The 21,775-nt window shown below is 67.3% G+C and carries 25 protein-coding genes and 1 other RNA gene; 12 read left to right on the forward strand and 14 right to left on the reverse strand.

What is annotated here, in order from left to right:
* Nucleotides 1-16: 16 nt before the first annotated feature.
* The 7 genes from ACYVII_RS13390 (at nt 17) to ACYVII_RS13420 (ending at nt 4,679) form a co-directional block, all read left to right on the forward strand.
* Nucleotides 17-1,240: a CpaF family protein gene (locus ACYVII_RS13390; protein WP_460535848.1), complete on the forward strand. Its 1,224-nt coding sequence runs from the start codon at nt 17-19 to the stop codon at nt 1,238-1,240.
* Nucleotides 1,237-2,100 (forward strand): type II secretion system F family protein, encoded by an 864-nt coding sequence (locus ACYVII_RS13395; RefSeq protein ID WP_460535850.1) that lies wholly within the window; start codon nt 1,237-1,239, stop codon nt 2,098-2,100. Before ACYVII_RS13390 ends, ACYVII_RS13395 begins: the two co-directional genes overlap by 4 nt.
* On the forward strand, nt 2,097-3,035 hold the full coding sequence (locus ACYVII_RS13400) for a type II secretion system F family protein (protein ID WP_460535852.1): 939 nt from the start codon (nt 2,097-2,099) through the stop codon (nt 3,033-3,035). Before ACYVII_RS13395 ends, ACYVII_RS13400 begins: the two co-directional genes overlap by 4 nt.
* An 80-nt stretch (nt 3,036-3,115) precedes the next feature.
* Nucleotides 3,116-3,319, forward strand: coding sequence for a hypothetical protein (locus ACYVII_RS13405; protein ID WP_460535854.1), 204 nt, complete (start codon nt 3,116-3,118; stop codon nt 3,317-3,319).
* A gap of 1 nt (nt 3,320) precedes the next feature.
* Nucleotides 3,321-3,707 (forward strand): TadE/TadG family type IV pilus assembly protein, encoded by a 387-nt coding sequence (locus ACYVII_RS13410; RefSeq protein ID WP_460535856.1) that lies wholly within the window; start codon nt 3,321-3,323, stop codon nt 3,705-3,707.
* 49 nt (nt 3,708-3,756) lie between these two features.
* Nucleotides 3,757-4,191 (forward strand): hypothetical protein, encoded by a 435-nt coding sequence (locus ACYVII_RS13415; RefSeq protein ID WP_460535859.1) that lies wholly within the window; start codon nt 3,757-3,759, stop codon nt 4,189-4,191.
* Nucleotides 4,188-4,679 (forward strand): pilus assembly protein TadG-related protein, encoded by a 492-nt coding sequence (locus ACYVII_RS13420; RefSeq protein WP_460535862.1) that lies wholly within the window; start codon nt 4,188-4,190, stop codon nt 4,677-4,679. Before ACYVII_RS13415 ends, ACYVII_RS13420 begins: the two co-directional genes overlap by 4 nt.
* Before the next feature lie 116 nt (nt 4,680-4,795).
* Here ACYVII_RS13420 and ACYVII_RS13425 read toward each other — a convergent pair whose 3' ends face one another.
* Both ACYVII_RS13425 and ACYVII_RS13430 read right to left on the reverse strand, forming a co-directional pair.
* Nucleotides 4,796-6,112, reverse strand: coding sequence for a right-handed parallel beta-helix repeat-containing protein (locus ACYVII_RS13425; RefSeq protein WP_460535864.1), 1,317 nt, complete (start codon nt 6,110-6,112; stop codon nt 4,796-4,798).
* A gap of 76 nt (nt 6,113-6,188) precedes the next feature.
* Entirely contained in the window at nt 6,189-7,481 is a 1,293-nt protein-coding gene (locus ACYVII_RS13430; RefSeq protein WP_460535866.1) for an MFS transporter, read from the reverse strand.
* 284 nt (nt 7,482-7,765) lie between these two features.
* Here ACYVII_RS13430 and prfB point away from each other — a divergent pair, with 284 nt between their 5' ends.
* The 4 genes from prfB (at nt 7,766) to smpB (ending at nt 11,851) form a co-directional block, all read left to right on the forward strand.
* Nucleotides 7,766-8,875 (forward strand): PCRF domain-containing protein, encoded by a 1,110-nt coding sequence (gene prfB / locus ACYVII_RS13435; protein ID WP_460535868.1) that lies wholly within the window; start codon nt 7,766-7,768, stop codon nt 8,873-8,875.
* Between the two features lie 62 nt (nt 8,876-8,937).
* Nucleotides 8,938-10,350, forward strand: coding sequence for a cell division ATP-binding protein FtsE (ftsE, locus tag ACYVII_RS13440; RefSeq protein WP_460535870.1), 1,413 nt, complete (start codon nt 8,938-8,940; stop codon nt 10,348-10,350).
* Nucleotides 10,347-11,261, forward strand: coding sequence for a permease-like cell division protein FtsX (gene ftsX, locus ACYVII_RS13445; protein ID WP_460535872.1), 915 nt, complete (start codon nt 10,347-10,349; stop codon nt 11,259-11,261). The genes ftsE and ftsX overlap by 4 nt, the downstream gene beginning before the upstream one ends.
* Nucleotides 11,262-11,374: 113 nt before the next feature.
* Nucleotides 11,375-11,851: an SsrA-binding protein gene (smpB, locus tag ACYVII_RS13450; RefSeq protein WP_460535874.1), complete on the forward strand. Its 477-nt coding sequence runs from the start codon at nt 11,375-11,377 to the stop codon at nt 11,849-11,851.
* A gap of 66 nt (nt 11,852-11,917) precedes the next feature.
* Here the strand turns inward: smpB and ACYVII_RS13455 are convergent, their stop codons facing one another.
* Together ACYVII_RS13455 and clpS are read right to left on the reverse strand one after the other, a co-directional pair.
* Nucleotides 11,918-12,457 (reverse strand): DUF2017 family protein, encoded by a 540-nt coding sequence (locus ACYVII_RS13455; RefSeq protein WP_460535876.1) that lies wholly within the window; start codon nt 12,455-12,457, stop codon nt 11,918-11,920.
* Nucleotides 12,454-12,786 carry an ATP-dependent Clp protease adapter ClpS gene (gene clpS, locus ACYVII_RS13460; protein ID WP_460535879.1) on the reverse strand — a complete coding sequence of 111 codons (333 nt, stop codon included), beginning with the start codon at nt 12,784-12,786 and terminating at the stop codon, nt 12,454-12,456. The genes ACYVII_RS13455 and clpS overlap by 4 nt, the downstream gene beginning before the upstream one ends.
* A gap of 105 nt (nt 12,787-12,891) precedes the next feature.
* Here clpS and ssrA point away from each other — a divergent pair.
* Nucleotides 12,892-13,284, forward strand: a transfer-messenger RNA (tmRNA) gene (gene ssrA / locus ACYVII_RS13465).
* A 208-nt stretch (nt 13,285-13,492) separates the two neighbouring features.
* Here ssrA and ACYVII_RS13470 read toward each other — a convergent pair.
* The 10 genes from ACYVII_RS13470 to ACYVII_RS13515 form a co-directional block, all read right to left on the reverse strand.
* Nucleotides 13,493-13,954 (reverse strand): GNAT family N-acetyltransferase, encoded by a 462-nt coding sequence (locus tag ACYVII_RS13470; RefSeq protein ID WP_460535881.1) that lies wholly within the window; start codon nt 13,952-13,954, stop codon nt 13,493-13,495.
* A gap of 88 nt (nt 13,955-14,042) precedes the next feature.
* Nucleotides 14,043-14,711, reverse strand: a complete 669-nt coding sequence (locus ACYVII_RS13475; protein ID WP_460535883.1) for a class I SAM-dependent methyltransferase — start codon at nt 14,709-14,711, stop codon at nt 14,043-14,045.
* Complete coding sequence (locus ACYVII_RS13480; protein WP_460535884.1) at nt 14,708-15,175, reverse strand: SRPBCC family protein; 468 nt, start codon at nt 15,173-15,175, stop codon at nt 14,708-14,710. The genes ACYVII_RS13475 and ACYVII_RS13480 overlap by 4 nt, the downstream gene beginning before the upstream one ends.
* Before the next feature lie 3 nt (nt 15,176-15,178).
* Nucleotides 15,179-16,819: an LTA synthase family protein gene (locus tag ACYVII_RS13485; RefSeq protein WP_460535886.1), complete on the reverse strand. Its 1,641-nt coding sequence runs from the start codon at nt 16,817-16,819 to the stop codon at nt 15,179-15,181.
* On the reverse strand, nt 16,816-17,514 hold the full coding sequence (locus tag ACYVII_RS13490) for a RibD family protein (RefSeq protein WP_460535889.1): 699 nt from the start codon (nt 17,512-17,514) through the stop codon (nt 16,816-16,818). Before ACYVII_RS13490 ends, ACYVII_RS13485 begins: the two co-directional genes overlap by 4 nt.
* Entirely contained in the window at nt 17,511-18,533 is a 1,023-nt protein-coding gene (locus ACYVII_RS13495; RefSeq protein WP_460535891.1) for a lysylphosphatidylglycerol synthase transmembrane domain-containing protein, read from the reverse strand. The genes ACYVII_RS13490 and ACYVII_RS13495 overlap by 4 nt, the downstream gene beginning before the upstream one ends.
* Nucleotides 18,521-19,333 carry an SAM-dependent methyltransferase gene (locus ACYVII_RS13500; protein ID WP_460535893.1) on the reverse strand — a complete coding sequence of 271 codons (813 nt, stop codon included), beginning with the start codon at nt 19,331-19,333 and terminating at the stop codon, nt 18,521-18,523. Before ACYVII_RS13500 ends, ACYVII_RS13495 begins: the two co-directional genes overlap by 13 nt.
* On the reverse strand, nt 19,330-20,340 hold the full coding sequence (locus ACYVII_RS13505) for a glycosyltransferase family 4 protein (RefSeq protein ID WP_460535895.1): 1,011 nt from the start codon (nt 20,338-20,340) through the stop codon (nt 19,330-19,332). The genes ACYVII_RS13500 and ACYVII_RS13505 overlap by 4 nt, the downstream gene beginning before the upstream one ends.
* Nucleotides 20,337-20,735, reverse strand: a complete 399-nt coding sequence (locus ACYVII_RS13510) for a 6-pyruvoyl trahydropterin synthase family protein (protein WP_460535897.1) — start codon at nt 20,733-20,735, stop codon at nt 20,337-20,339. The genes ACYVII_RS13505 and ACYVII_RS13510 overlap by 4 nt, the downstream gene beginning before the upstream one ends.
* On the reverse strand, nt 20,732-21,751 hold the full coding sequence (locus ACYVII_RS13515; protein WP_460535899.1) for a zinc-dependent alcohol dehydrogenase: 1,020 nt from the start codon (nt 21,749-21,751) through the stop codon (nt 20,732-20,734). The genes ACYVII_RS13510 and ACYVII_RS13515 overlap by 4 nt, the downstream gene beginning before the upstream one ends.
* Between the last annotated feature and the right edge of the window lie 24 nt (nt 21,752-21,775).

Consider the following 21,775-nt stretch of genomic DNA (forward strand, 5'->3'; position numbering starts at 1 on the left):
GCGGCATCATGACCGCATGAACGATCCCGTGCGCCTCATCGCCGACCGCGTGCGAGACCGGGTGCGACGCGACGGAGTCGACCTCACGACGGATGCTCCGCGAGCGATGGCCTATGCGCGCGACGAGGTGCGCCGGTACTCGGAGCACGCGCTGGGCGGGTCGTTGCCGCTGGTGGCAGACGAGGTGCGTACGGAACGGGAGGTGCTCGCCTCGCTCACCGGCTTCGGACCGCTGCAGCCCTATCTCGACGACCCGACGGTCGAGGAGATCTGGCTCAACGCCCCCGACCGCGTCTTCATCGCGCGTGACGGGCGCTCGGAGCGCATCGATCTCGCGCTCACCGACGCGCAGGTGCGCGACCTGGTGGAGCGGATGCTGCAGGCATCCGGCCGCAGGGTCGACGTCTCGTCCCCGTTCGTCGACGCCTCGTTGCCGGACGGGTCGCGACTGCACGTGGTGATCCCGGATGTCACGAGGGCGCACTGGGCGGTCAACGTGCGCAAGTTCTCGCAACGGATCAGGGACCTCGGTCGGTTGGTGGCACTCGGTTCCATCACCAGGCAGGCCGCGGAATTCCTGCGGATGTGCGTACTCGCGAACCAGAACGTGCTCATCTCCGGTGCGACCCAGAGCGGCAAGACCACACTGCTCGGTGCGCTCTTGGCGGCGGCGCGCCCCGGTGAGCGCATCGTCACCGTGGAGGAGACGTTCGAACTCGACCTCACGGCGACCGATGTTGTGAGCATGCAATGCAGGCAGCCCAGCCTCGAGGGAACCGGTGAGATCACCCTGCGGCGCCTCATCAAGGAGGCGTTGCGGATGCGCCCCGACCGGCTCGTCGTGGGCGAGGTGCGTGAGGCGGAGAGTCTCGACCTGCTCCTTGCTCTCAACTCCGGACTGCCCGGCGCGTGCTCCATTCATGCGAACAGCGCACGCGAGGCGTTGGCTAAGTTGTGCACCCTGCCACTGCTGGCCGGTCGCAACATCGACTCGAGCTTCGTCGTCCCCACGGTGGCTTCTTGTGTCGACATCGTGGTGTTCTGCTCGCTGGAGCGCGACGGGCGACGACGCGTGACCGAGATCTTGGCACCGACCGGGAGTGTGACCGGCGGTGTGATCGAGGCGAGCCAGGTGTTCGCGACCCGGAACGGAGAGCTCGTCGCCACCGGCGGATACCCGGCGAAGCGGGCCAAGTTCGAAGCGGCGGGCCTCGATCCCGCGGTGGTGCTCGCACGATGATCGCGGGGATCGGCCTTGGCGGTGCCCTCGGCGTAGGCCTGTTGCTGGCAGCCTCGCCGTTCCTGTGGCCCTCGCGCGTGACGATGCGGAAGGCGCCGCGGGCGGGCGGGCTGCGCCGGAAGCTGGTGCTCGCGGGCATGCCAGCGCTCCCTCCTTCGGCGTTCGTCGCCGTCAGCACCTTGCTCGCACTCGTCTTCTTCGCCATTGCGCAAGCGGTGTTCGGCCTCGTCGCGCTGTCCGTCGGGCTGGCCGCGGTGGGCGCCTGGTTACCGTGGAGTCTTGTCTCCTGGCGCGCTGCGACCCGGTCGCGCGCCAATCGCACGATGTGGCCGGACGTGGTGGACCAACTCGTCTCAGCCGTGCGCTCCGGACTCGCCCTCCCCGACGGTGTCGCGGCCCTCGCCCGCACGGCGCCCGAATCCACGCGGGACGCGTTCGCCGCCTTCGAACGCGACTACCGGTCCAGCGGAGTCTTCGCGCCCGCAGCGGACCGCCTCAAGACCGTCCTGGCCGATCCCGTCGCCGATCGCATCATCGAGACCCTGAAGATGGCGCGCGAGGTCGGAGGCGGTGAGCTCGTCGGCGTGCTGAAGGCGCTGGCCGCGTCGTTGCGCGACGATGCGGCGGTGCGGGCCGAGATCGAGGCGCGGCAATCCTGGACGGTCGGTGCCGCGCGCCTCGGAGTCGCCGCGCCGTGGCTTGTTCTCGCGTTGCTGGCCACCCGCCCCGAGGCATCCGTCGCGTACAACACGCCGCTTGGTGCCGTGGTCATCGTGGTTGGCCTCGTGGTCTCGCTGGTGGCGTACCGCGTCATGTTGGCGATCGGCCGGCTTCCCGAGGAGCACAGGTGGTTCCGATGACCAGCGAGCTCGGATGGGGCGTGCTGTGCGGCATCGGCCTGGGACTCGGAATGTGGTCGCTGGTGGCGTTGCTCCCGCGCATGCGGCGGCCGCGCCTGGCCGATCGGGTGGCGCCGTACCTCGTGGACGTCTCCGAGGCTGCGCGGGCACATGCCGCACGAAGCACGGTGCAGCCGCTCCCGGTGATCGGCTCCGTGCTCGCTCCGGCGCTGGGCGCGCTGCGTAACGCGGCGTCCAGGCTGCTCGGCGGCAGCGAAGCGATCGCGGCCCGCCTTCGCCAGTGCGCGAGCCCTCTCACTGTGGAGGAGTTCCGCCTGCATCAGGTGGCATGGTCGCTGGGTGCCCTTGTCACGGGTGGAGCGCTCGCTGCCGTCGTCGGTTCACTGCGGCCGCTTCCTCCCGCCGTACTTGTTGCGTTGCCGATCGTGCTGGCGGCGATCGGGTTCCTTCTGCCGGATCGCCTGCTGTCCAGGCGGGTGACGCGACGGCTGACCCGCATGACGGAGGAATTCCCGACCGTTCTCGAACTGTTGACGCTGTCGTTGAGCGCGGGCGAAGGCATCCTCGACGCAATGCGACGTGTAGCACGCACCGGCTCCGGTGAGCTGGCAGCGGAACTCGGTCGCGTGGTCGCGGAGACGGGCATGGGCGTGCCGCTGGCGACGGCGCTGAACGAGGCGAGCCGGGACATCCGCCTGCCGCAGTTCACGCGTTGCGTCGACGCGGTTATCACCGCTCTCGAGCGCGGCACTCCGGTGGTGGAGGTGCTGCGTGCACAGGCGACCGATGCCAGGGAGTCGGCGAAGCGCGGACTCCTCGAGCAGGCGGGCAAGAAGGAGATCGGGATGCTCGTTCCACTCGTGTTCTTGATTCTTCCCGTGACCGTGCTGTTCGCCGTGTTCCCCGGGATCGTCGTGCTGGAAACGGGCTTCTGATGAGCGGACGAAGACGCGCGCTGAAGCGGCGAGAAGAGCGGGAAGAGAACCAGAGACGTGAAGAAGGAGGGACGGGGTCGATGAGCAGAAGGCGCTGGAGGGATGCTCTGTGGCGGAGCGGAGAACGCACGGTGTCCCTGGTGGAGGACGAACGCGGCGATGTGCCGGGCTGGGTGCTCATCACCCTGATGACCGCAGGTCTGGTCATCATCATCTGGGGTCTGGCCGGACCGGCGCTGAGCGGGGTGTTCCAGCAGGCGATCGAACGCGTCACGTCGTTCTGATATGCGGAAGTGGCGTCAGGAACGAGGTTCCGCCCCAGCCGAGTTCGTAATGGTCGGCGCATTGCTGACCGTTCTGACGGTCGCGGTGCTGCAGCTCGGCCTCGCTCTGCTCGTGCGCAACACGCTCATCGACGCGGCTGCCGAGGGCGCACACATCGCCGCGCTGGCCGATAACACCCTCGGCGACGGCAAGCAGCGCACTCGTGAGCTCATCGGTTCGGCACTCGGAGACGGTTACGCGAAGGGCGTATCCGCGACGTACGGAACGTATCGGGGCACGCGATCGGTGATCGTGACGGTTCGCGCCCCGCTGCCGCTGGCAGGTCTGTTCGGGCCGAGTCGAGCGCTGGAGGTGAGCGGTCATGCGCCCGCGGAATCGCTCGGCTGAGAATCCGTCAGCCGAGGGTCGGGCGGCCCGGGCTCACCTCGCGCGCCTTGTGGCATCCGACCGCGGTACCGCAGCCCTCGAGTTCGTGACCGCTGGACTCATCCTCCTCGTACCCACCGTGTACCTCGTCGTCGCGCTGGCGAGCATCCAGGGCGCGGAACTCGCGGCTGCGGGCGCAGCGCGCCAGGCGGCACGGGTGTTCGTGCAGGCTCCGAGCGAGACGGAGGCTTCGGCCGAGGCGTCCGCTGCTATCGCGTTCGCGCTCGCCGACTTCGGGCTGTCTACCGACGCCGCTACGGTTCGTGTGCGGTGCGCGCCGCGACCGGATGCCTGCCTCACGCGACTCGGCACCGTCACGGTCACCGTGCAGGTGCGTGCGTCACTTCCGCTGGTTCCGGATGTGCTCGATCTGCGACACGACGCGTCAGTGACGGTGCAGGCGACCAGCACCAACCGGGTGTCGCGACTGTGGGGTGCGAGATGAGTGAAACACGACTCGCGATCCTGTTCCATCGGAGCCCGCGTTCGCCGGCGTTGGCCCGCAGGCTCACGGACGATACGGGGTCGATCCTGCCGCTCGTGATCTTCTATGCGTTCCTCTGCCTCGTCCTCGTCTTGCTGGTCTCCTCGATCACGTCGCTGTATCTGGAACGCGAGCGCCTGTATGCGGTGGCGGACGGCGCGGCGCTCGCCGGCGCCGAGTCCTACGACCTCGAGAGCGTCGCCGTGGTCGACGGGCAGCCCCGCCCGACGTTGGAGGCACCGGCGGTGCAGGCCGCGGTCGCTGAATTCCTCTCGACGGCGGTCACCGACGGTTTCGATGCGCTCGAGGTCGAACGGGCGGGATGCGCCGACGGACGCAGCGCCGTTGTGGAGTTGTCGGCGGTGTGGCATCCGCCGGTGGTCTCGGTGCTCGTGCCCGCGGGCATCCGCATCGGTGTCACCTCCACGGCGCGCAGCGTCTTCTGGTGAGCGTCAGGGTTCGCGCTTCGCGCTCTGCTCTCACCCCGAAGTCGTCAGGGTTCGCGCTTCGCGTTCAACCGGCTCCATGGTCTCGGCCGCGCGAGCAAGCTCGCTTTGCTCTCGGCTCAGTGAACGTGGCGGTTCCTCCGGATCGCGTACAGCACACCGCCGGCGCACACGACCAGAAGCAGGGAGACGCCTGCCGTGACAAGAGCGGAGCCGACGGCCGACGGCAGATCTATGCCATCGGAGCCGCCACTGCCGTCGTTCGCCACCGGCGGGGCCGTAGCGCCGCCGCCCGGCATTGCGGGTGGCGCGGGGGAGGCCGGGGCATGGCAGTTGTTCTCGGTATAGGAGACCATGAGTTCGGGATCGACGACGGCGGCACCCCCTCCGTCGTAGCCGTGGTCTGGAGCACGCGGCCCGCAGCCGCCGAAGTAGTCCCCGATCGTGGCGTTCACGGTGCCGCCCGCGCCGGCTGCCATGACAATGGCCGCCTGCGTGACTCCGTCGAAGGTCGTTCCGATCACGATCACGCTGCCGGTCACCGATCCGGCGTCGATCTTCAGTCCCGTGCCGAAGTGGGCGAGACTTGAGTCCTCGACATCAACGACGGACGACGGGCCGGATGTCGCCGAGAGCTGGATAGCCGGACCCGATCCGCTTCCGTTGCCAGACGGATTCAGTCGCGCGATCTCGGCGCCATGGCTGCCTGTCACGAGCACCGCCGGCCCGGTCGCCCCTACTACGAGAGTGCCGTTGACGACCGCCTCGCTGACCGCATCCAGCGCCACCGCGGTGCCGACCCGGGAGAACGTGTTCGAGTCGAGGAGCGGCGTCGCCGTTCCCTGGATGACCACGCCGGTGTCGTCGTCCTCGAACGTGTTGCCCAGCATCGTCACACCGTCGGCATCCGTCGCGCTCACGCCGACCCCTCGGCGGTCGGGTGATCGACGGCCGAGCAACGAGTCGCCCTGCAGATAGGAGTCGCCGGCGCCGTCGAGCCGGATGCCGGTGGCGCACTGCAGCACGGGAGAGCCAACGACGCGCACATGCTGCGCTGTCACCTCCACGCCGGTCGGCGACCCGCTCGCGTCGGAACAACTGGTCGCGACGGAGTCGATCGTGACGTTGCCGGCGGTGACGGCGATCGCCGCGCCGCCGTCCGGCGCGTTCACGGTCGCCTGATCGGCGGAAAGTGTGATCGCCTTGTCGATCAGCACGGTTCCTCGGTAGATCCCGGGTCGCAATGCGACGGTGTCGCCGGGACGGGCTTGCGCTATAGCGGCATTCACGTCGCCTCCGCTGTTCACGCTGATCGTGCGGGCTGATGCGGCGGATGCGATCGGGGCGAATGCCAGCACGAAATCGGCCGTCGTGCCGAACAACACGACGGCGAGGGCACCGGCCTTCAGTCGCGATGTGCGCAGCAGGAGGGCCACCTCCCGTCAGATCCACGCTTTCGCTTCCAGGATCCTCTTGTGCTCCGACCGCGACAAGCGTCGCTCCGGTCGAAGCTCACCCGTTTGCGGCAACGCGCCTTCGCGGGATGTATCTGGGGGCATAGCGCACGAGCATCCAGGCGCCGACCAGCCCCAGAACACCCATCGACACGGAGGCCGCCGCGAGGGAGAACAGCGCCGTCACGCCGGAGACCAACATGGGTGCTCCCGCCTGGCCGACGTCGTTCGTGAAACGCCACGCGCCGAGGAACGGGGCCGGGTCGGACCGCGGCGCGAGGTCGGCTCCGAGCGTCATGAGGATGCCGCTGCCTACGCCGTTCACGACGGCCATCGCGATCGCGACCACCGTGAACCACGTCTGGTCGGAGACGAAGGCGAGCGCGAGGTGTGTCACGCTCAGTCCCAGCATCGAGGGCAGCGCGGACCACAGGCGTCCGAAGCGGTCCATGATCTGCCCGGAGGTGTAGAACAATGCGAAGTCGACGGCGCCGGCGATGCCGATGATCAGTGCGGTATTGGTGGCGGACATCCCGATCGCGACGGCGGCCAGGGGCAGTATCACGGTGCGGGATGATCGCAGTGCCGAGATCAGGGCGGCGCACGTTCCCATGCGCAGCAGCACGGCGCGGTGGGTCCAGATGGTGCGGAAGAGGCCTTCCGTGCGCTGCTCCGCCTCCACGCGGCCGGCATCCCGGATATCGGGCGCCTGGGAAGCGGGCACCGCGACGCCACCGGTCGTCGCGCTCGAGACGGGACGCGAGGCGACGATCTTCTCGGTGGGGTCGGGAACGATGATCAGCACAGCCGTCGACGCGAGGCACATGACGATGTGCACCCAGAACACGGCGTGCGCATTGCCGAACAGCGCTATCACGCCTGCGCTGATGAACGGCCCGACGAACCAACCGCCGCGAAAGACACCACCGAGGGTCGACAGGGCGCGTGCTCGATACTGCAGGGGCACATAACCGGTCATGAAGGCATGCCGCGCGAGAGCGAACACGCTCGTCGCGAGACCGATGAGGAACACGCCGATCGTCAGCATGAGATCGCCCGGCGCGAGAAGACAGATCACGAGGCCGACGACGCAAAGCAGGGCGGAACCGATCATCGAACGCCGCTCGCCGAATCGGGAGACGACCCAGCCGCTCGGAATGTCGCCCACCATCTCGCCGACCATGATCATGCCGCCGATGAACCCGGCGAGAGCGAGTCCCGCGCCCAGGTTGTGGGCGAGCACGGGAATGATCGGTATGACAGCGCCCTCGCCGATCGAGAACAGCGCCGTCGGCAGGAACGCGGCGAGCGCGATATCGCGGATGCTGAAGTTCGCGTCGCTCGAGGTCATGTCGGCTTCCAGCCTAGGGCAGTTGGTATACCAAGCCGCGCTCAGTGATCGCGGCTGCGCGGCTCGGTCGGCTCGGCCGTGAGAGCGAGCTCTCACGGCTCTCGCCTCGGTCGCCGCTGTTCGCGGCTGCGCCGCTCGACTGACTCAATCGACTCGGCTGTGCGAGCAAGCTCGCCCAGCTCTCATCTCAATCGCCAGTATCGCGGCTGCGCGGCTCGGTCGGCTCGGCCGTGAGAGCGAGCTCTCACGGCTCTCGCCTCGGTCGCCGCTAGGCTTGTGCGGTCATGATCGAACTGGACCTGAGCGCGCAGATCGCCGAAGTGCGTGCGACCTTCGCAGAGATCCGCGCCGTCTCCGACGTGGACCAGCTGCGTGCCGACATCGAGCGGCTGAGCGAGGAAGCCGGCGCCCCCGATCTGTGGGACGACCCGGAGAAGGCGCAGCGGGTGACGAGCGCGCTGAGCCACCGTCAGGCCGAACTCACCCGACTGAACGGCATCGAGCAGCGTCTGGACGACCTCGAGGTGCTTGTCGAGCTCGCCAACTCCGAGGGTGACGACGAGTCGGCCGAGGAGGCCCGCAACGAACTGCAGGAGCTGCAGAAGACCGTCGGCGACCTCGAGGTGCAGACCCTCCTCGACGGCGAGTACGACGAGCGGCCGGCGGTGGTCACCATCCGCGCCGGCGCGGGCGGGGTGGATGCCGCCGACTTCGCCGAGATGCTCCTGCGCATGTACCTGAGGTGGGCCGAGCAGCACGGCTATTCGGCCCGGGTCATGGACACCAGCTACGCCGAGGAGGCCGGCATCAAGTCGGCCACGTTCGAGGTGGACGCTCCGTACGCGTTCGGCACGCTCTCGGTCGAAGCGGGCACGCATCGTCTCGTGCGCATGAGCCCGTTCAACTCGGCGGGCAAGCGGCAGACATCCTTCGCTGCCGTCGAGGTCATTCCACTGATGGAGGAAGCGCAGGAGGTCGACGTTCCGGAGGCGGACATCCGGGTGGATGTCTTCCGCTCGTCGGGGCCCGGCGGCCAGTCGGTGAACACGACGGACTCCGCCGTGCGCATCACGCACCTGCCCACGGGCATCGTGGTGTCGATGCAGAACGAGAAGTCGCAGATCCAGAACCGTGCCGCCGCCATGCGCGTGCTGCAGTCGCGACTGCTGCTGCTGCAGCGCGAAGCCGAGGCTGCGGCCAAGAAGGAGCTCGCAGGCAACATCACGGCGAGCTGGGGCGACCAGATGCGCTCCTACGTGCTGGCCCCTTACCAGATGGTGAAAGACCTCCGCACAGAGCACGAGGTGAACAACCCGCAGGCGGTGTTCGACGGCGACCTCGACGGGTTCATTGCAGCGGGCATCCGCTGGCGCAAGCAAAAGCCGACGGACTGACGACGACCGTAGGTGAGTCGCTCGGTCGCATCGGCGGGGCGAGTGCTTAGGCTGAGCGGGTCATGATCCGATTCGACCACGTCAGCAAGAGCTACAAGGGAACCCCCCGCCCGGCCCTCGACGACATCACGACCGAGATTCTCCGCGGGGAGTTCGTGTTCGTGGTCGGCGCGTCCGGATCGGGGAAGTCCACCTTCCTGCGCCTCATCCTCCGTGAGGAACGCGCCACCCGCGGCAAGTTGCACGTGCTGGGCCAGAACCTCAGCAGCATCTCCAACCGCAAGGTGCCCTACTTCCGGCGGAACGTCGGCGTGGTCTTCCAGGACTTCCGCCTGCTCACCAATAAGACCGTCTTCGACAACGTTGCCTTCACCCTTCAGGTGATCGGCAAGTCGAAGGGCTTCATCCACGAGGCCGTTCCCGACGTGCTCGCGATGGTCGGGCTCGAGGGCAAGGGGCAGCGCTTCCCGCACGAGCTCTCCGGTGGAGAGCAGCAGCGCGTGGCCATCGCCCGCGCCGTGGTGAACAAGCCGCAGATCCTGCTCGCCGACGAGCCCACCGGAAACCTCGACCCCGCCACCAGCGCGGGGATCACGGCGGTCCTGGAGCGCATCAACGCGTCGGGCACGACGGTGCTGATGGCCACGCACGAGGCCGGGCTGGTCGACCGCATGCAGAAACGCGTCATCGAGCTCGTGGGCGGCAAGCTCGTGCGCGATGAGCGGCACGGCGGATACGGCTTCACCGCAGCGATTCCGGTGCTGGACGAGCACGGGCGCGCCGAGGTGCCCCGCGCATTCGGCGGGGAGGATGATCCTGCGCAGCAACCCGTCGCAGCCGGCGCTGCGGCATCCGCAACCCTCGTCAGTGCTCGCACAGCGAAGTCTTCCCGTGCCGAGCGCAAGGCGGAGAAGAAAGCGGCGAAGGATGCCTCGCGCACGCGCCGCTCGGAGCGGGCCGCAGAGATGCCCCCCGCGGCCGCACCCACTGTCACGACGGCGCCCGTGGCGGCATCCGTTGCCGGTCAGGAGGTGCAGCCGCAGCCCGAGACGGCTCCCGCGGCGCCGGCCGAGGCGGCCGTTGCCGAACTGGCCGCCCCCGAGACCGCTGCGCCGGCGGAAGCCGCTGCAGCGCCGCTCGTCGCAGGATCCACCTCCGAGAACTCGCAGCCGGTGACGGCCGCTCAGCCGGCGACGCAGGCCCCGGAGCGCTCGGAGCCCGCTCACTCGTCGGCGCCGCAGCACGCGCCAGCTCGTGTCGAATCTGAACGCGTGCCGGTTGGGGTGCCGCGCGAGGCATCCGCGAGCCGGGAATCCGTGCTCGACGGCCACTTCGCCAATCCGCCTACGGCACCGGTCCGTCGTCCGGACTCCGATGTCGCCGAGCTCACGCTTGCCGAGCGACTCGGCCTTCGTGCGCCGGGCAAGCACGATCACGAAGACGACTCCAACCAGGATGTGGGGCCGGTGTCATGAGATTCGCACTCGTCATGTCCGAGGCGGGGAGCGGCCTGAAGCGCAACCTGTCCATGGTGATCTCGGTCGTCCTGGTGACGTTCATCTCGCTCACGTTCGTGGGCACGGCCATCCTGATGCAGATGCAGATCGGCCAGATGAAGACGTATTGGTACGACCGCGCTCAGGTGGCCGTGTACATGTGCACTGAGACCGACGTGAGCACGACCTGTCAGGGGCAGGATGCGACGCCCGCGCAGATCGCGGCCGTGAAGGCGAAGCTGTCGTCGTCGGCGCTGGCGCCGTTCATCGACAAGTTCTACTTCGAGAACCACAAGCAGGCGTATGCAGACTTCAAGAAGCAGTTCAAGGGCAATCCCGTCGCCGACTACGTCACCCCCGAGCTGCTGAATCAGACGTTCTGGATCAAACTGAAGAATCAGGCGCAGTCGGATGTGATAGCGCAGAGTCTCAGCGGGGTGGCCGGGGTGCAGTCCGTCACAGACCAGCGAAGTTATCTGGATCAGATCTTCCGCATCCTGAACGCCGCAAGCCTCACCGCGATAGCGATAGCGGTCGTGATGCTCGTCGCCGCGGCATTGCTGATCGCCACGACCATCCGGCTCTCCGCGTTCTCGCGAAGACGGGAGCTCGGCATCATGCGACTGGTGGGCGCATCGAACGGGTTCATTCAGACACCGTTCGTGCTGGAGGGTGTGTTCGCCGCCTTGATCGGATCGCTGCTGTCGGTCGGTGCCGTATTCGCGATCGTGCAGTTCTTCGTGCGTGGCTACCTGTCGCAGAAGATGCAACTCACCTCGTTCGTCGGGCTCGACAGCGCCTGGATCGTGGCGCCGATCCTCGTGATCGTCGGCATCGGGTTGGCGGCACTGGCGTCCAGCGTCGCGATCCGCCGCTACCTTCGGGTCTGAAAGCGACACGGCCCACCGCGGCGCGGTAGGCTGGTGGGCTGCTGCGCCGAAGCCGGGTGCGGCATCGGTGTGCGGAGTAGGTCCGTGCCTCGTGTCGAGCTGAGAGGTGTGCCATGCCCAGGGAACGTGGTCAGAAGGTGGTGGCGACCAACCGCCGCGCCCGCCACGACTACCTGATCGAAGACACGTATGAGGCGGGGCTGGTGCTCACCGGCACCGAGGTGAAGTCGTTGCGCGAAGGCCGCGCCTCGCTGGTCGACGGCTACGCGTTCATCGACGGGGGAGAGGCGTGGCTGGACGCCGTCTATATTCCCGAGTACCTCGACGGAACGTGGAACAACCATGCTCCACGCCGCAAGCGCAAGCTGCTGTTGCACAAGCAGCAGATCGTGAAGATCGCGAACAAGATCAAAGACGGCGGCTACACGCTGATTCCGTTGCAGCTGTACTTCTCCGACGGCCGCGCCAAGGTCGAGATCGGGGTCGCGAAGGGCAAGCGCGAGTACGACAAGCGCCAGGCATTACGCGAGCGGCAGGACAGGCGCGAGGCGGACCGCGCCATGGCCAACCGGAACCACCTCGGCGAGTAGCCGATCGCGCGTTACGGTCGCCCGCGAGCCGACGACTGTTCGGATCACTCCGGCGATCGGATGCCGTCACCGATCGGGCATCCCGAACCCACCGGCGGAGAGTGCCTCCACGAGCAGTTCCTGTGTCTCGCCCAGCCACCAGTACACGACGCGGTCGGCCGCTGCGCCACCGCTCCCGTCGTCATCGTCGTTCTGAATGCCGAGACGATCGGCGACCATGAGTCGCAGATCGGTGAGATTGCGGAGCATCGCGAGGGTGAGTGCGGCATCCGTAGTGACCGTGCGCGATGTCCCGCGTCTCCAGAGCGAACCGGATGAGTCCTCCACGGCGGACATGAAGGCATCCATCACGCTCCGCGCGGCCTCGCTTTTCGCGGTGACGAGGTCGACATCCGTGAGTGCATGGAATTCGGCCGCAGCTTCGGGGTCGTCGTGGTACGCGTCCGGGAACATGCGATCACGCGTTGCTCCGCCGTCGGCCAGGGCCGTGAGACGGTCGGCAAGAACGCCGAGCAGATCGGCCTCGAGCCGTGAGAGCGCGATGAACTCGTTGTCGGAGACCGTGACCGCGAGCGATTCGCCGCCGAGACGTCGAATCCGGGTCACTTCTCCGCCCTGTCGACGGTTGCGGAGAGCCCGTAGCCGTGCATCGCGTGCACGTGAACCTCCATCGCCTCCCTGGTGCCGCTGGCGACGATCGCACGGCCCTCATGATGCACCTGCAGCATGAGCTGCGTCGCCTTCTCGCGGCTGAAGCCGAAGTAGCTGCGGAACACGTAGACCACGTACGACATGAGATTGACGGGGTCGTTCCACACGACGGCCCGCCATGGTGTGTCGAGCGTGTGGCGCGGCGTGAGGTCGAGCGCCTCATCGGTGCGTTCGATCGTGCTCGGCGCGGGGATCGAGGATGCCACCCCTCCAGATTCGCACATCCGGGCATGACATGCGCGCGGTCGGTGTTGTAGCCTGAGAGGCCGCACCAGTTGCGGATGCACCTCACCAGAAACTCAACAGTGCGCGACAGCGGCCCGCCTCATGGGGATGATCGGTTTCGACATCGTCTGCGAGATTACGAGAAGCGGGTCGAGGATGCAGGGTTATCTCGCTAACGCTCCCTGCAAAAAATAAGTGCCAATTCCAACAGCACTGTCTCCGCTAAGGCCCAGGTCGCTCTCGCGGCCTGATCGTACTTAGCGATCTAAGAGACCGTCAATCCGGGAATGCTCTCTACCCGGATCCTGGCGTCAGCTAGAGAGATTGCTTCTACGTATCGTCATGGGGCGTAGAGGGACTCCAACCGTGACTGGGTTCGTCGGATCAGCTGCCAATGGCAAGTTCCGGGACCGAGTAAAGCGCCGTCATTGGATACGCCCGTAGAAGGCGTATGACCACAGCGATGGACGGGGGTTCAATTCCCCCCATCTCCACACGATTGAGCGAAGTACGAGAGCAAGCTTGCTTGCTCTCGTACTGAGCGATTGAGTGTTGAGGCGCGTAGCGCCGAACACCATTTGGGTCGTTGTCGCGAACTGTTGATATCCGCGAAAATCACGCGGAAGTCGGGGCCTCGTCTGGAAACGGACGAGGCCCCGACTTCGTCTCGTGCCCAGACTTCGCCTCGGAAGGAGCTATTCGCGCTTAAAGCGCGAGTTGAAAGTACGCGCTGCTCGGGTCGTCCGTGTAGTCAGCGAAGGGGCCCCGGCGGCGAAATCCGTGCTTCGAATAGAGCGCGCGAGCGGGCGCGAAGTACTCTTGGGTCCCCGTCTCGAGGTTGAGTTCGCGGATGCCCCGGGTACGGCACTCCGCGAGGATCGCGGCCAGTATCGCGCTGGCAACGCCGCGGCCACGAGCCGCAGCACTCGTGCGCATCGACTTCACCTCGCCGATCGTTGCACTGTGCTGCTTCAGGGCGCCGACGCCAAGCAATTGTCGTGTCTCGGCCTCACGGGCGGACCAGAACGTAATACTCGAGTGCGCGAGCGCTTCAGGATCCAGCGCATGCACGCTCTCTGCCGGCGACGTCGCGAACATGTCACGCAGATGCTCCTGAAGCAGTGCGAGCACGTCGGTCGCCTTCGGGTCGTCTACCGCGATGATCACGCCTTTGACATTAGTGCTGACAGTTGCGCGAGCCGCATCTCTCCAAGGGTCGCTGTCGCGAGCTGTTGAGATCTCTTCTTCCGTCGTGCTACGAACCTGTTCCGACGGCGAGGAAGGCAGTGCCGAAGCACAGTTCGGTCCAGGATGCGTCGTCGAGACATTCCTGCATGGCCGTGTGGATGGTCTCCCACGGACGGCGCATGATCCATTCGTCGAGGGAACCAGAGGTCGGAACCATGGCGGTGCCGAGTCGGGTCAGCCAAAGCGGGGTCCTGTCGGGGATCTTGAGATCCAGCACCACCCAACGACCGCCCGTGGAGAGCGCAGCGGCGCCGTTTGCGATGACTTGTGCGCACCCCTCCACCTGCGTGAGAGCGTAAGTGGAGAGGATTGCTCCGATCCCCGCCGGGAAGCCGAATTCGACCGCATCGACCTGCACGAGGCTGACGTTGCTCCATCCGTTCGCTTCGACCCGTTTCGCGGCCCGCGCGAGCATGGCATCGGTCAGGTCGATGCCGACGATGCGGCCCTTCACGCCCACAGCCCTTTCGATCAACGGGAAGTTGAGACCCGTGCCACACGCGACCTCGACGACGGTGTCGCCCGCGTTCAGGTCGAGCGCTCGTACGGCGCGTGCCCGCTGAGCGCTCTGCGGGTAGCCGGGTACCGGGTAGAACCGGGAGGTGAGGTCGTAATGCTCGGCCTTCTTGCGGTAGGTCTCGATCAGACGCTCCCGCCGGTTGATCGGGTGTCTCACGGCCGGCCACCGTCTGCGTGCGCGTCGTGCTCGACTGCGGCCTTGATCGCAGCCATCTCCACGTTGCTCACGCGTTGAACCTGACTCTGCAAGGCGCGACGGGGAATGGCGCGCATGACGTTGGCGATGTCGATCTCGACCCACATCATCGAGTTCGTCCGCTCGTCGCCCTCCGCCGAGAGTTCCATTCCCCAGCGTGCCGCGGAGCTCCCCATCGTTCCGGCGAACGCCATGAAGTGGGGAGGATCGAGCACGGTCACCTGCTCACTGCGATGGTGGACCCAGCCGTAGTCCTTCGCCTTCTGCTCTATCCAGGTGCCTGGCCGCAGCGGGCCGTGGTCGCGCATCCGGCATTCGAGCACGGTCGGCGCCCATTCCCGCCAACGCTCGACGTCGCACAGGTAGCTCCACACCTCGTCGATTCGCCTCGCGATGATGATGCGGCTCTCAGTTCTGACCGTCATGCCTCAGCCCTTCGAACCGTAGGCGGTGAGGAAGCGGTCGCGGAATGCATCCATCGGCCAGAGCGGGGCTTCGTGCGTCGGCAGGAGGCCCGGCTGCCAGTGCCACCCGGCAATCGGCTGAAACACCGATGCGGACTTCGAGATGATGCTGATCGGTACTTGGTGATTCGCACCCTTGCCGCTGACGATCGTGGCCGGTTGGTGATCGCCGAGCGCGATGACGACGAGGTTGGGATCGTTCACGTGCTGCAGGAACGAGAACAGTGAGCGCAGCGTGTACTGCACGGACTCGCCGTAGAACTGCTGGACGGTCGCGTCGTTCTGCCAAACCTGTTCGGACGACTCGCTCTGGGCTGGTTGGGAGTCGTAGATCGAACCGTCACCGATCTGCGACCACGGCACGATCTGAGGCAGTGGGGCCCAGGGGGTGTGGGAGGAGACCAGGTCGATCTCTGCCATGACCGGGGTGTGCCCACCCGCGAGCTCGCGATCGGCGAAGTACTTCCACGTGTACTGGTCGGGGATGCGCGCATATCCGAACCTCGGGCCGGTGTACCCGACGTTCCCGGAGTTCAGCAGGGTGCCGTAGTGATAGAACGACGTGCCGTACGGCCAAGGCCGAGCGTCGGACGGCACGTCGCTGACCGTTCGCCAGCCGCCCTTGCGGAACGCATCGCTCAATGTGAAGCGGCTGCTGCGGATCACGGTGTTATAGAGCGATTGTTCGTCGATCCGCAGGCCGGTCTGGAGCGTGGAGTGCGCGAGCCAGCTGAGCCCGCCGAAGGTCGGTGAGGTGAGCCAGGCGCTCTCACTGGTGTATCCGTCGCCGGCCAGTTCTGCCTCGCCTTCCCGAAGAACCTTGTCCACCTCGCCGGAGAAGGCCGTTCCCTGAACGGCTACCTGCCCGTAGCTCTCGATGAACGCGAAGACGACGTCCTTCCCGCGCAGTGAGGTGAGGAGATCGGATGCCGGCTGGCTCGCGAAGGGGTCGTCCGCGGCATCCCTGGAGAGGGCGGACTGAGCACCAAGGCTCTTCGACGCCTCCGAGGTCGCGGCTCCCAGGGCATCCACGGATGCCGCTGCCGCAGTGGGCTGGCCCGCCACGAGTTGGGCTCCGGTCAACGCAGCGATGACCCAGATCGCTGACGCGGTGGTGACGATCGCGGGACCGATGCGCAGATGCCGGCGGACGGCGGCGCCGACCCGCAGTGCGGAGAACGCGAGGGCGACGGCCAGTCCGGCTGCGACGAGCAGGGCCACAGCGACCAATAGGGCAGCGGGCACCGCTCCCATCGCGTCCGAGATGACGCCGAAGGCATCGTTCAACTGCTGCCAGTCGGCCGGATCGAAGTGGGTGTCGAGTACTTGCTCGTACCCGAGATCGATTCCGGCGAGCAGAATGGCCACCACGACGAAAGCGCCGAACAGCGACGCGCAGGCTACCCGAACCGGCTTCCAGGGCACGATGTAGAGCACGAACAGCACGGCGAGCGATTCGAACGGAATCCTGGCGAACCCTAGAGCCGAGCCGGTCGAGACGATACCGGGGACCAAGGGTGCGGCAATGAGAAGCACGATCGCCAGCGCGAGCATCGCCGCCCGCCGAGGATGCGCGGCTAGGGTCCGCGGCATGGGGCCTGTCATCGCCGGTCCTCGAACCTCTCGGAGAGGGCGTATCGCAGCAACACGACGTCCCCGATCTGCCTGGTGGAGACGAGGTCCGCCCTGTTCGTCGCTGTCCACGGGTAGAGGCCGGGCCCGAACACACGTGGCGCTCCCTCTTCAGCAACGAAGAACGGCGCGACCACGAGTTGCAGCTCGTCGACGAGGCCCGCCGTGAGGAACTGCGTGAGAAGGATGCCGCCGCCCTCTACCATGAGCCGGCGAACGCCGCGTAGCGCGCCCAGATCGTCGAGGAGAGCGGTCATCGTAACCTGCGTTCCCAGTCCGATGACGGTGGCCAGCTCACCGAGGCTCGCCCGCACGAGGCTCTCGCTCGATGCGGGGCAGTAGACCAGGCGAGTGCAGTCGCCTGTGGTGAAGAACGATGAGCTCGCGGGGAGGAGGCCGCTCGCTGTGACGGTGATCTTCGTCGGCGAGGAGCCGAGGCCCTCGGCCATACGCCGCTCACGACGAGCGCCGTCGCGCACGAGCAGGCGCGGATCATCGCGGCGCACGGTCGACGCGCCGACCATGATCGCGTCGCTGGATGCGCGAACAGCGTCGACCCGGTCCAGGTCGGCCGCGTTGGACATCACCAGCCGGTGCGGTTTGGCCGTGTCGAGGTAGCCGTCGATCGACATCGCGCAGCTCACGGTCACGTACGGGCGATCACTCATAGGGCTTCCCCCTGCCGAACGCTCAGCGAGGCATCCAGCGGTGGCCGGGAATGACCTACTACGGCGCGTCCACCTGCATTCTCCCCGGAACGCGTCCGGCCCCCGCGGGCACGGATGCGATCGCCGACCAGCACCAGTGCACCAGGTGCGACGGCGATCATGGCGAGCATCCCGAATGCCGCCGACACCGTCAGTCCCGTCGAGGCGCCCAATCCGATCAAGGCGAAGGCCGATGCGCTCGCCGCTTCGCGCGGGCCCCAACCGCCGACGTTGACCGGGATCGCGGATGCGCCGAGCACGACGAGCGCAACCGCTCCTAAGTTGCCTGGAACGGCTGTCGCTCCCGCGGCGAGCCCCGCGACGATGAACAGCGCACAGAACGAGCCCGTCACGACGATCGAGGAAATCACCACGGTCGCAATGGTGCGGGGTCGAGAAAGGAGCGGCGAGAGCAGCTGAAGCTCGCGCCGGAGCACGCGACGCCCCGGCGTCGTCAGCGTTGCCAGGCACACGACTGTCACAGCGACCGCGGACAGCACCGCACTTGCCAGCGCGAGCCCTCCGAGTGCGGAGGTCATCCCCAGCGGGACCAGCACGGCCAAGGCCAGAGCGATCTGCACGAACTGCCCGAGGACGCGCTCGGTCGCCACGGCTCGCGCTGCGGTTCGCACGTTGCCCGCCTGGCGTCCGTGGTCGTACGCACGGTGCACATCACCGAGGATCCCGCCCGGGAGAACCGTGTTGAGGAACTGCGAACGGTAGTAGGCGAAGAACGCCGCACGCCAGGTGAGTCGAATCCCGAGCCCGTGGGCGATTTCTCGCCATCTCCAGGCCGCGGCGGCTGTCGCGACGCCGACGAGCGCGAACGCGATGAGGATCGTGGGAGCCGAGACCGAGGCGAAACCGCGCACGAACGGGCCGGCGCCCACCGCGAGTAGGGTGGCCGCGACTATCGCCAGTGGGACGGCAATGCGAACGGCGACACGGAGCCGTACGGAGGTCTTGCTCAATGGGGCCATGCCAGCACGTCCTCATGAGAGAGCGTCACGCGCAACGCGCCGGCCGCGGCCTGGTACCGACGGAGCCGAGAGAACTGTTCGGCGGCGCCCGCCAGTTCCGGGCGCTGCTCGACGGCGGCGCCGAGCCAGCCGTCGAGCCATTCGAGCACCAGTTCCGTCTGCCCCGGGCCGAGCCGCCATGGCGTATGGGCGATGCCGACGTGCCATCCGGCGGCACGGAAGAGCCCGGTCACGACCGGTACGGCTTGTGGTCCGAGAAGCCGGCGCCCGCCCTCGTTGCGGCGCTGGTGCTCGTTGAAAGCAGCATTGAACTCGGCATCGAGCTCATCGACTGGGCTCAGACTCGCACATCCCGTGACGGTCAGGCTCATGAAGGCGGGCACGCCTGCGGCCACGCACGCCATCGCGATACGCTCGGCCTCTGCTTCTGTGATCACGTCGAGGAGAGCGGATGCCGTGACTGCAGACGCGCCGTTGAACGCGTCGGTTCCGAGGTCGGCGAGGTCGGCGATCCTCACGTCCGAGACGACCGGCCGGCCGGCACCATCGACGACCGACCGGAGATCCGACTGGGCCAGAATGCCCGCATCGCGGTCGTGCAGCACCCACCGCTGCGGACCGGGGAGCCGGGGAGCAGTCCATCTCGCCATCGAGCCTGTTCCTGATCCGAGGTCGTGCACCGTCACCGGGCCCGGCCCGATGAGTCTGGAGAGCGCTGCGGCGAGTCTCCTCGAGCGAGCCGCATCGTCGGCCGCGGCTCGCCGGGCCAGCCACTCGGCTGTGACAGTCGTCGTGGTCATGCTGCGATCAGCGCCTTCTCGACCTCTGCGGCGGCTTCTTCCCAGCGGGGAAGCTGGTGGCGCGCGTTCCGGGCTTCGCGGCGGAGTCGATCCCTGAGCGCCGGGTCTGTCAGCCAGGATCGGATGGCGCCGGCGAGTGCCACCTCGTCGTCGGGATCCACGAGAATCGCGCCACCGCCGGACAACGTGTCCGGGATCCCTCCGACTGCCGCGGCAAGCACGGGGATGCCACGTGCTCGCGCCTCTGCGATCGCCATGCCGGAGCTCTCCAGTCGCGATGGGGCGATGAGGAGGGAGCTGCGTCGATACGCGGCCTCGAGCTCTTCGGCGTTGAGCACGCCGGGCAACGTCACGTTGCCATCGAATGCGGCCGCGTTCTCGGCTACCCGGCGAGCGAACACGTCGAATGGCACCATCGAGCCGGCCATCAAGCATGTCCAATCGGTCCGGTGCAGTCGCGCGAGCGCCTGAAGAAGAAGATCCTGACCCTTATGCGGCGCGATGACGCCGACGCAGATGAGGTCGCCGTCGCGCGATGGCACTGCCGTCGGCGCAGCGTGCGCTCCGGGACGGGCGATCGTGGTGAGATCGCGGGTCAACGGCGTGCGTCTCGTCAGCTCGTCAGCCGTCCAGCGGCTCGTCACGACCACCCGGCGGGCGCTCTGCACCGCACGCAGTTCGGCGTGGGTCGTCTCGGATGACGCGCCCGGGAATGCCGAGGCCACCATGTGAGCAAGCAGCACGATGCGTATGCGATCGCTCATCGCCTCGATCGCGCCGGGCATCCAGCCCGCCACGAGGCCGTCGACGAGTGCCAGCGCCCCATCCGGTACGGAGAGGAGCGCGGCGGCGCCTGTGGCAGCGTCGACGACCTCGTGGCTGATCACGGTCCAGCCGCGCAAGCGCAATCCGGCAATCAGCTCGCGGTCGTAGACGTTTCCACCGCTGACGCGGTCGACATCGTCGATCCACGCGGGGACGAGCACGTGCACCGTACGGGCGATCATTCGAACTCCACGTCGTACGCGGCCCAGGCCACAGGCGACTCGCGCAGGGTGACGGAGATCCCGGTCAACGGGTTCGATCCGAGTGCTCCTTCGCGGACTGCCGCTGCCAGCCGATCTCCGATCACCTGGCAGAGGCGCTCGGTCGTGGTGTTCACCCCTGCGAACTCGGGGAGGTCGTCGAGGTTGCGGTACGAGTATGACTCGACGATCGCTGCCAGTTCGCTCGTCGCCTGGGCGATGTCGACGACGACGCCGTCGGCATCCAGTTCCGCTGCACGAAAACTCGCCTCGACGACATAGGTGGCGCCGTGCAGGTTCTGCGCGGGTCCGAACACTTCGCCGCGCAGGCTGTGCGCGATCATGAGGTAGTCCTGCACCGTCACGCTGAAGGTCATTCGGCACTCCAATCGATGGTGTGGCACAGCGGGGATCCCGTGCCTTCGGCAAGCGACGCGACGACCGCTGGAAGCGCCCTCCAACTCGAGGTCTCACCGAGCAGCGCGTCGAAGATCGGGTCCTGCAGGAGGCGCATTGCGAGTGCCAGCCTCTCGTTCGTCGTACGATGCGACCGCCGGCTCAGAGCGACGGCGCCCACTTGGCTGGAGCGGATGGTCAACCGGCGGGAGTGGAAATCGGCTCCGAGATCGAGTGGAAGCGGTTCGTCGCCATACCAGCTGGCGACGATCACCTCGCCGTCGGTCGGTGCGGCGCGCAATGCCCACTGCAATCCCGACGCCGCTCCGCTCGCCTCGATCACCACGTCGGCATCCGGGATCGTCTCAGACGGGCTCCTGAGATCTGCGCCGAGCGCCGCAGCGACCGGCGCTCTCGCGGCGTCGACCTCGACGAGGGTGACCTGGATGCCGCGAATGCCGTTGAGCACTGCGGCGACGGCACATCCGATCAGACCGGCGCCCACGATCACGATCCGATCCCCGACCTGCGGGCGGGCATCCCACACGATGTTGATCGCGGTCTCGACCGCGCCGACGAGCACCGCGCGCCGGGTGGGAACAGTGTCGGGAACGGGTGTGAGCGCTGCTACGGGAACCGTGAAGCGGGACTGGTGCGGGTGGAGCGCGAACACGGTCCGGCCCTTCAGCCCGTCCGGACCGGCGTCGACCACGCCCACCGCCAGATAGCCGTACTTCACCGGGAACGGGAAGTCGCCGGCCTGAAAGGGAGCGCGCATCCGCTGCCACTCGCGCACCGGAACCCTTCCACGCGCGACGAGCGTTTCCGTTCCGCGGCTGACACCGGTCCACAGGGTGCGCACCGTCGCCTCGCCCTCGATCGCGGTCGTCAGGGGTTCGCTCCTGAGTTCTGCCGTTCCCACACCGGTCGTCCACAACGCGACGGCGGAATCCGGGTCGGGCTGAACCGCAGAGGGCCGTGGCCACGTGGTGTCCATGACAACCATGATGAGTACACGGAG

Source organism: Humibacter ginsengiterrae (assembly GCF_054780115.1).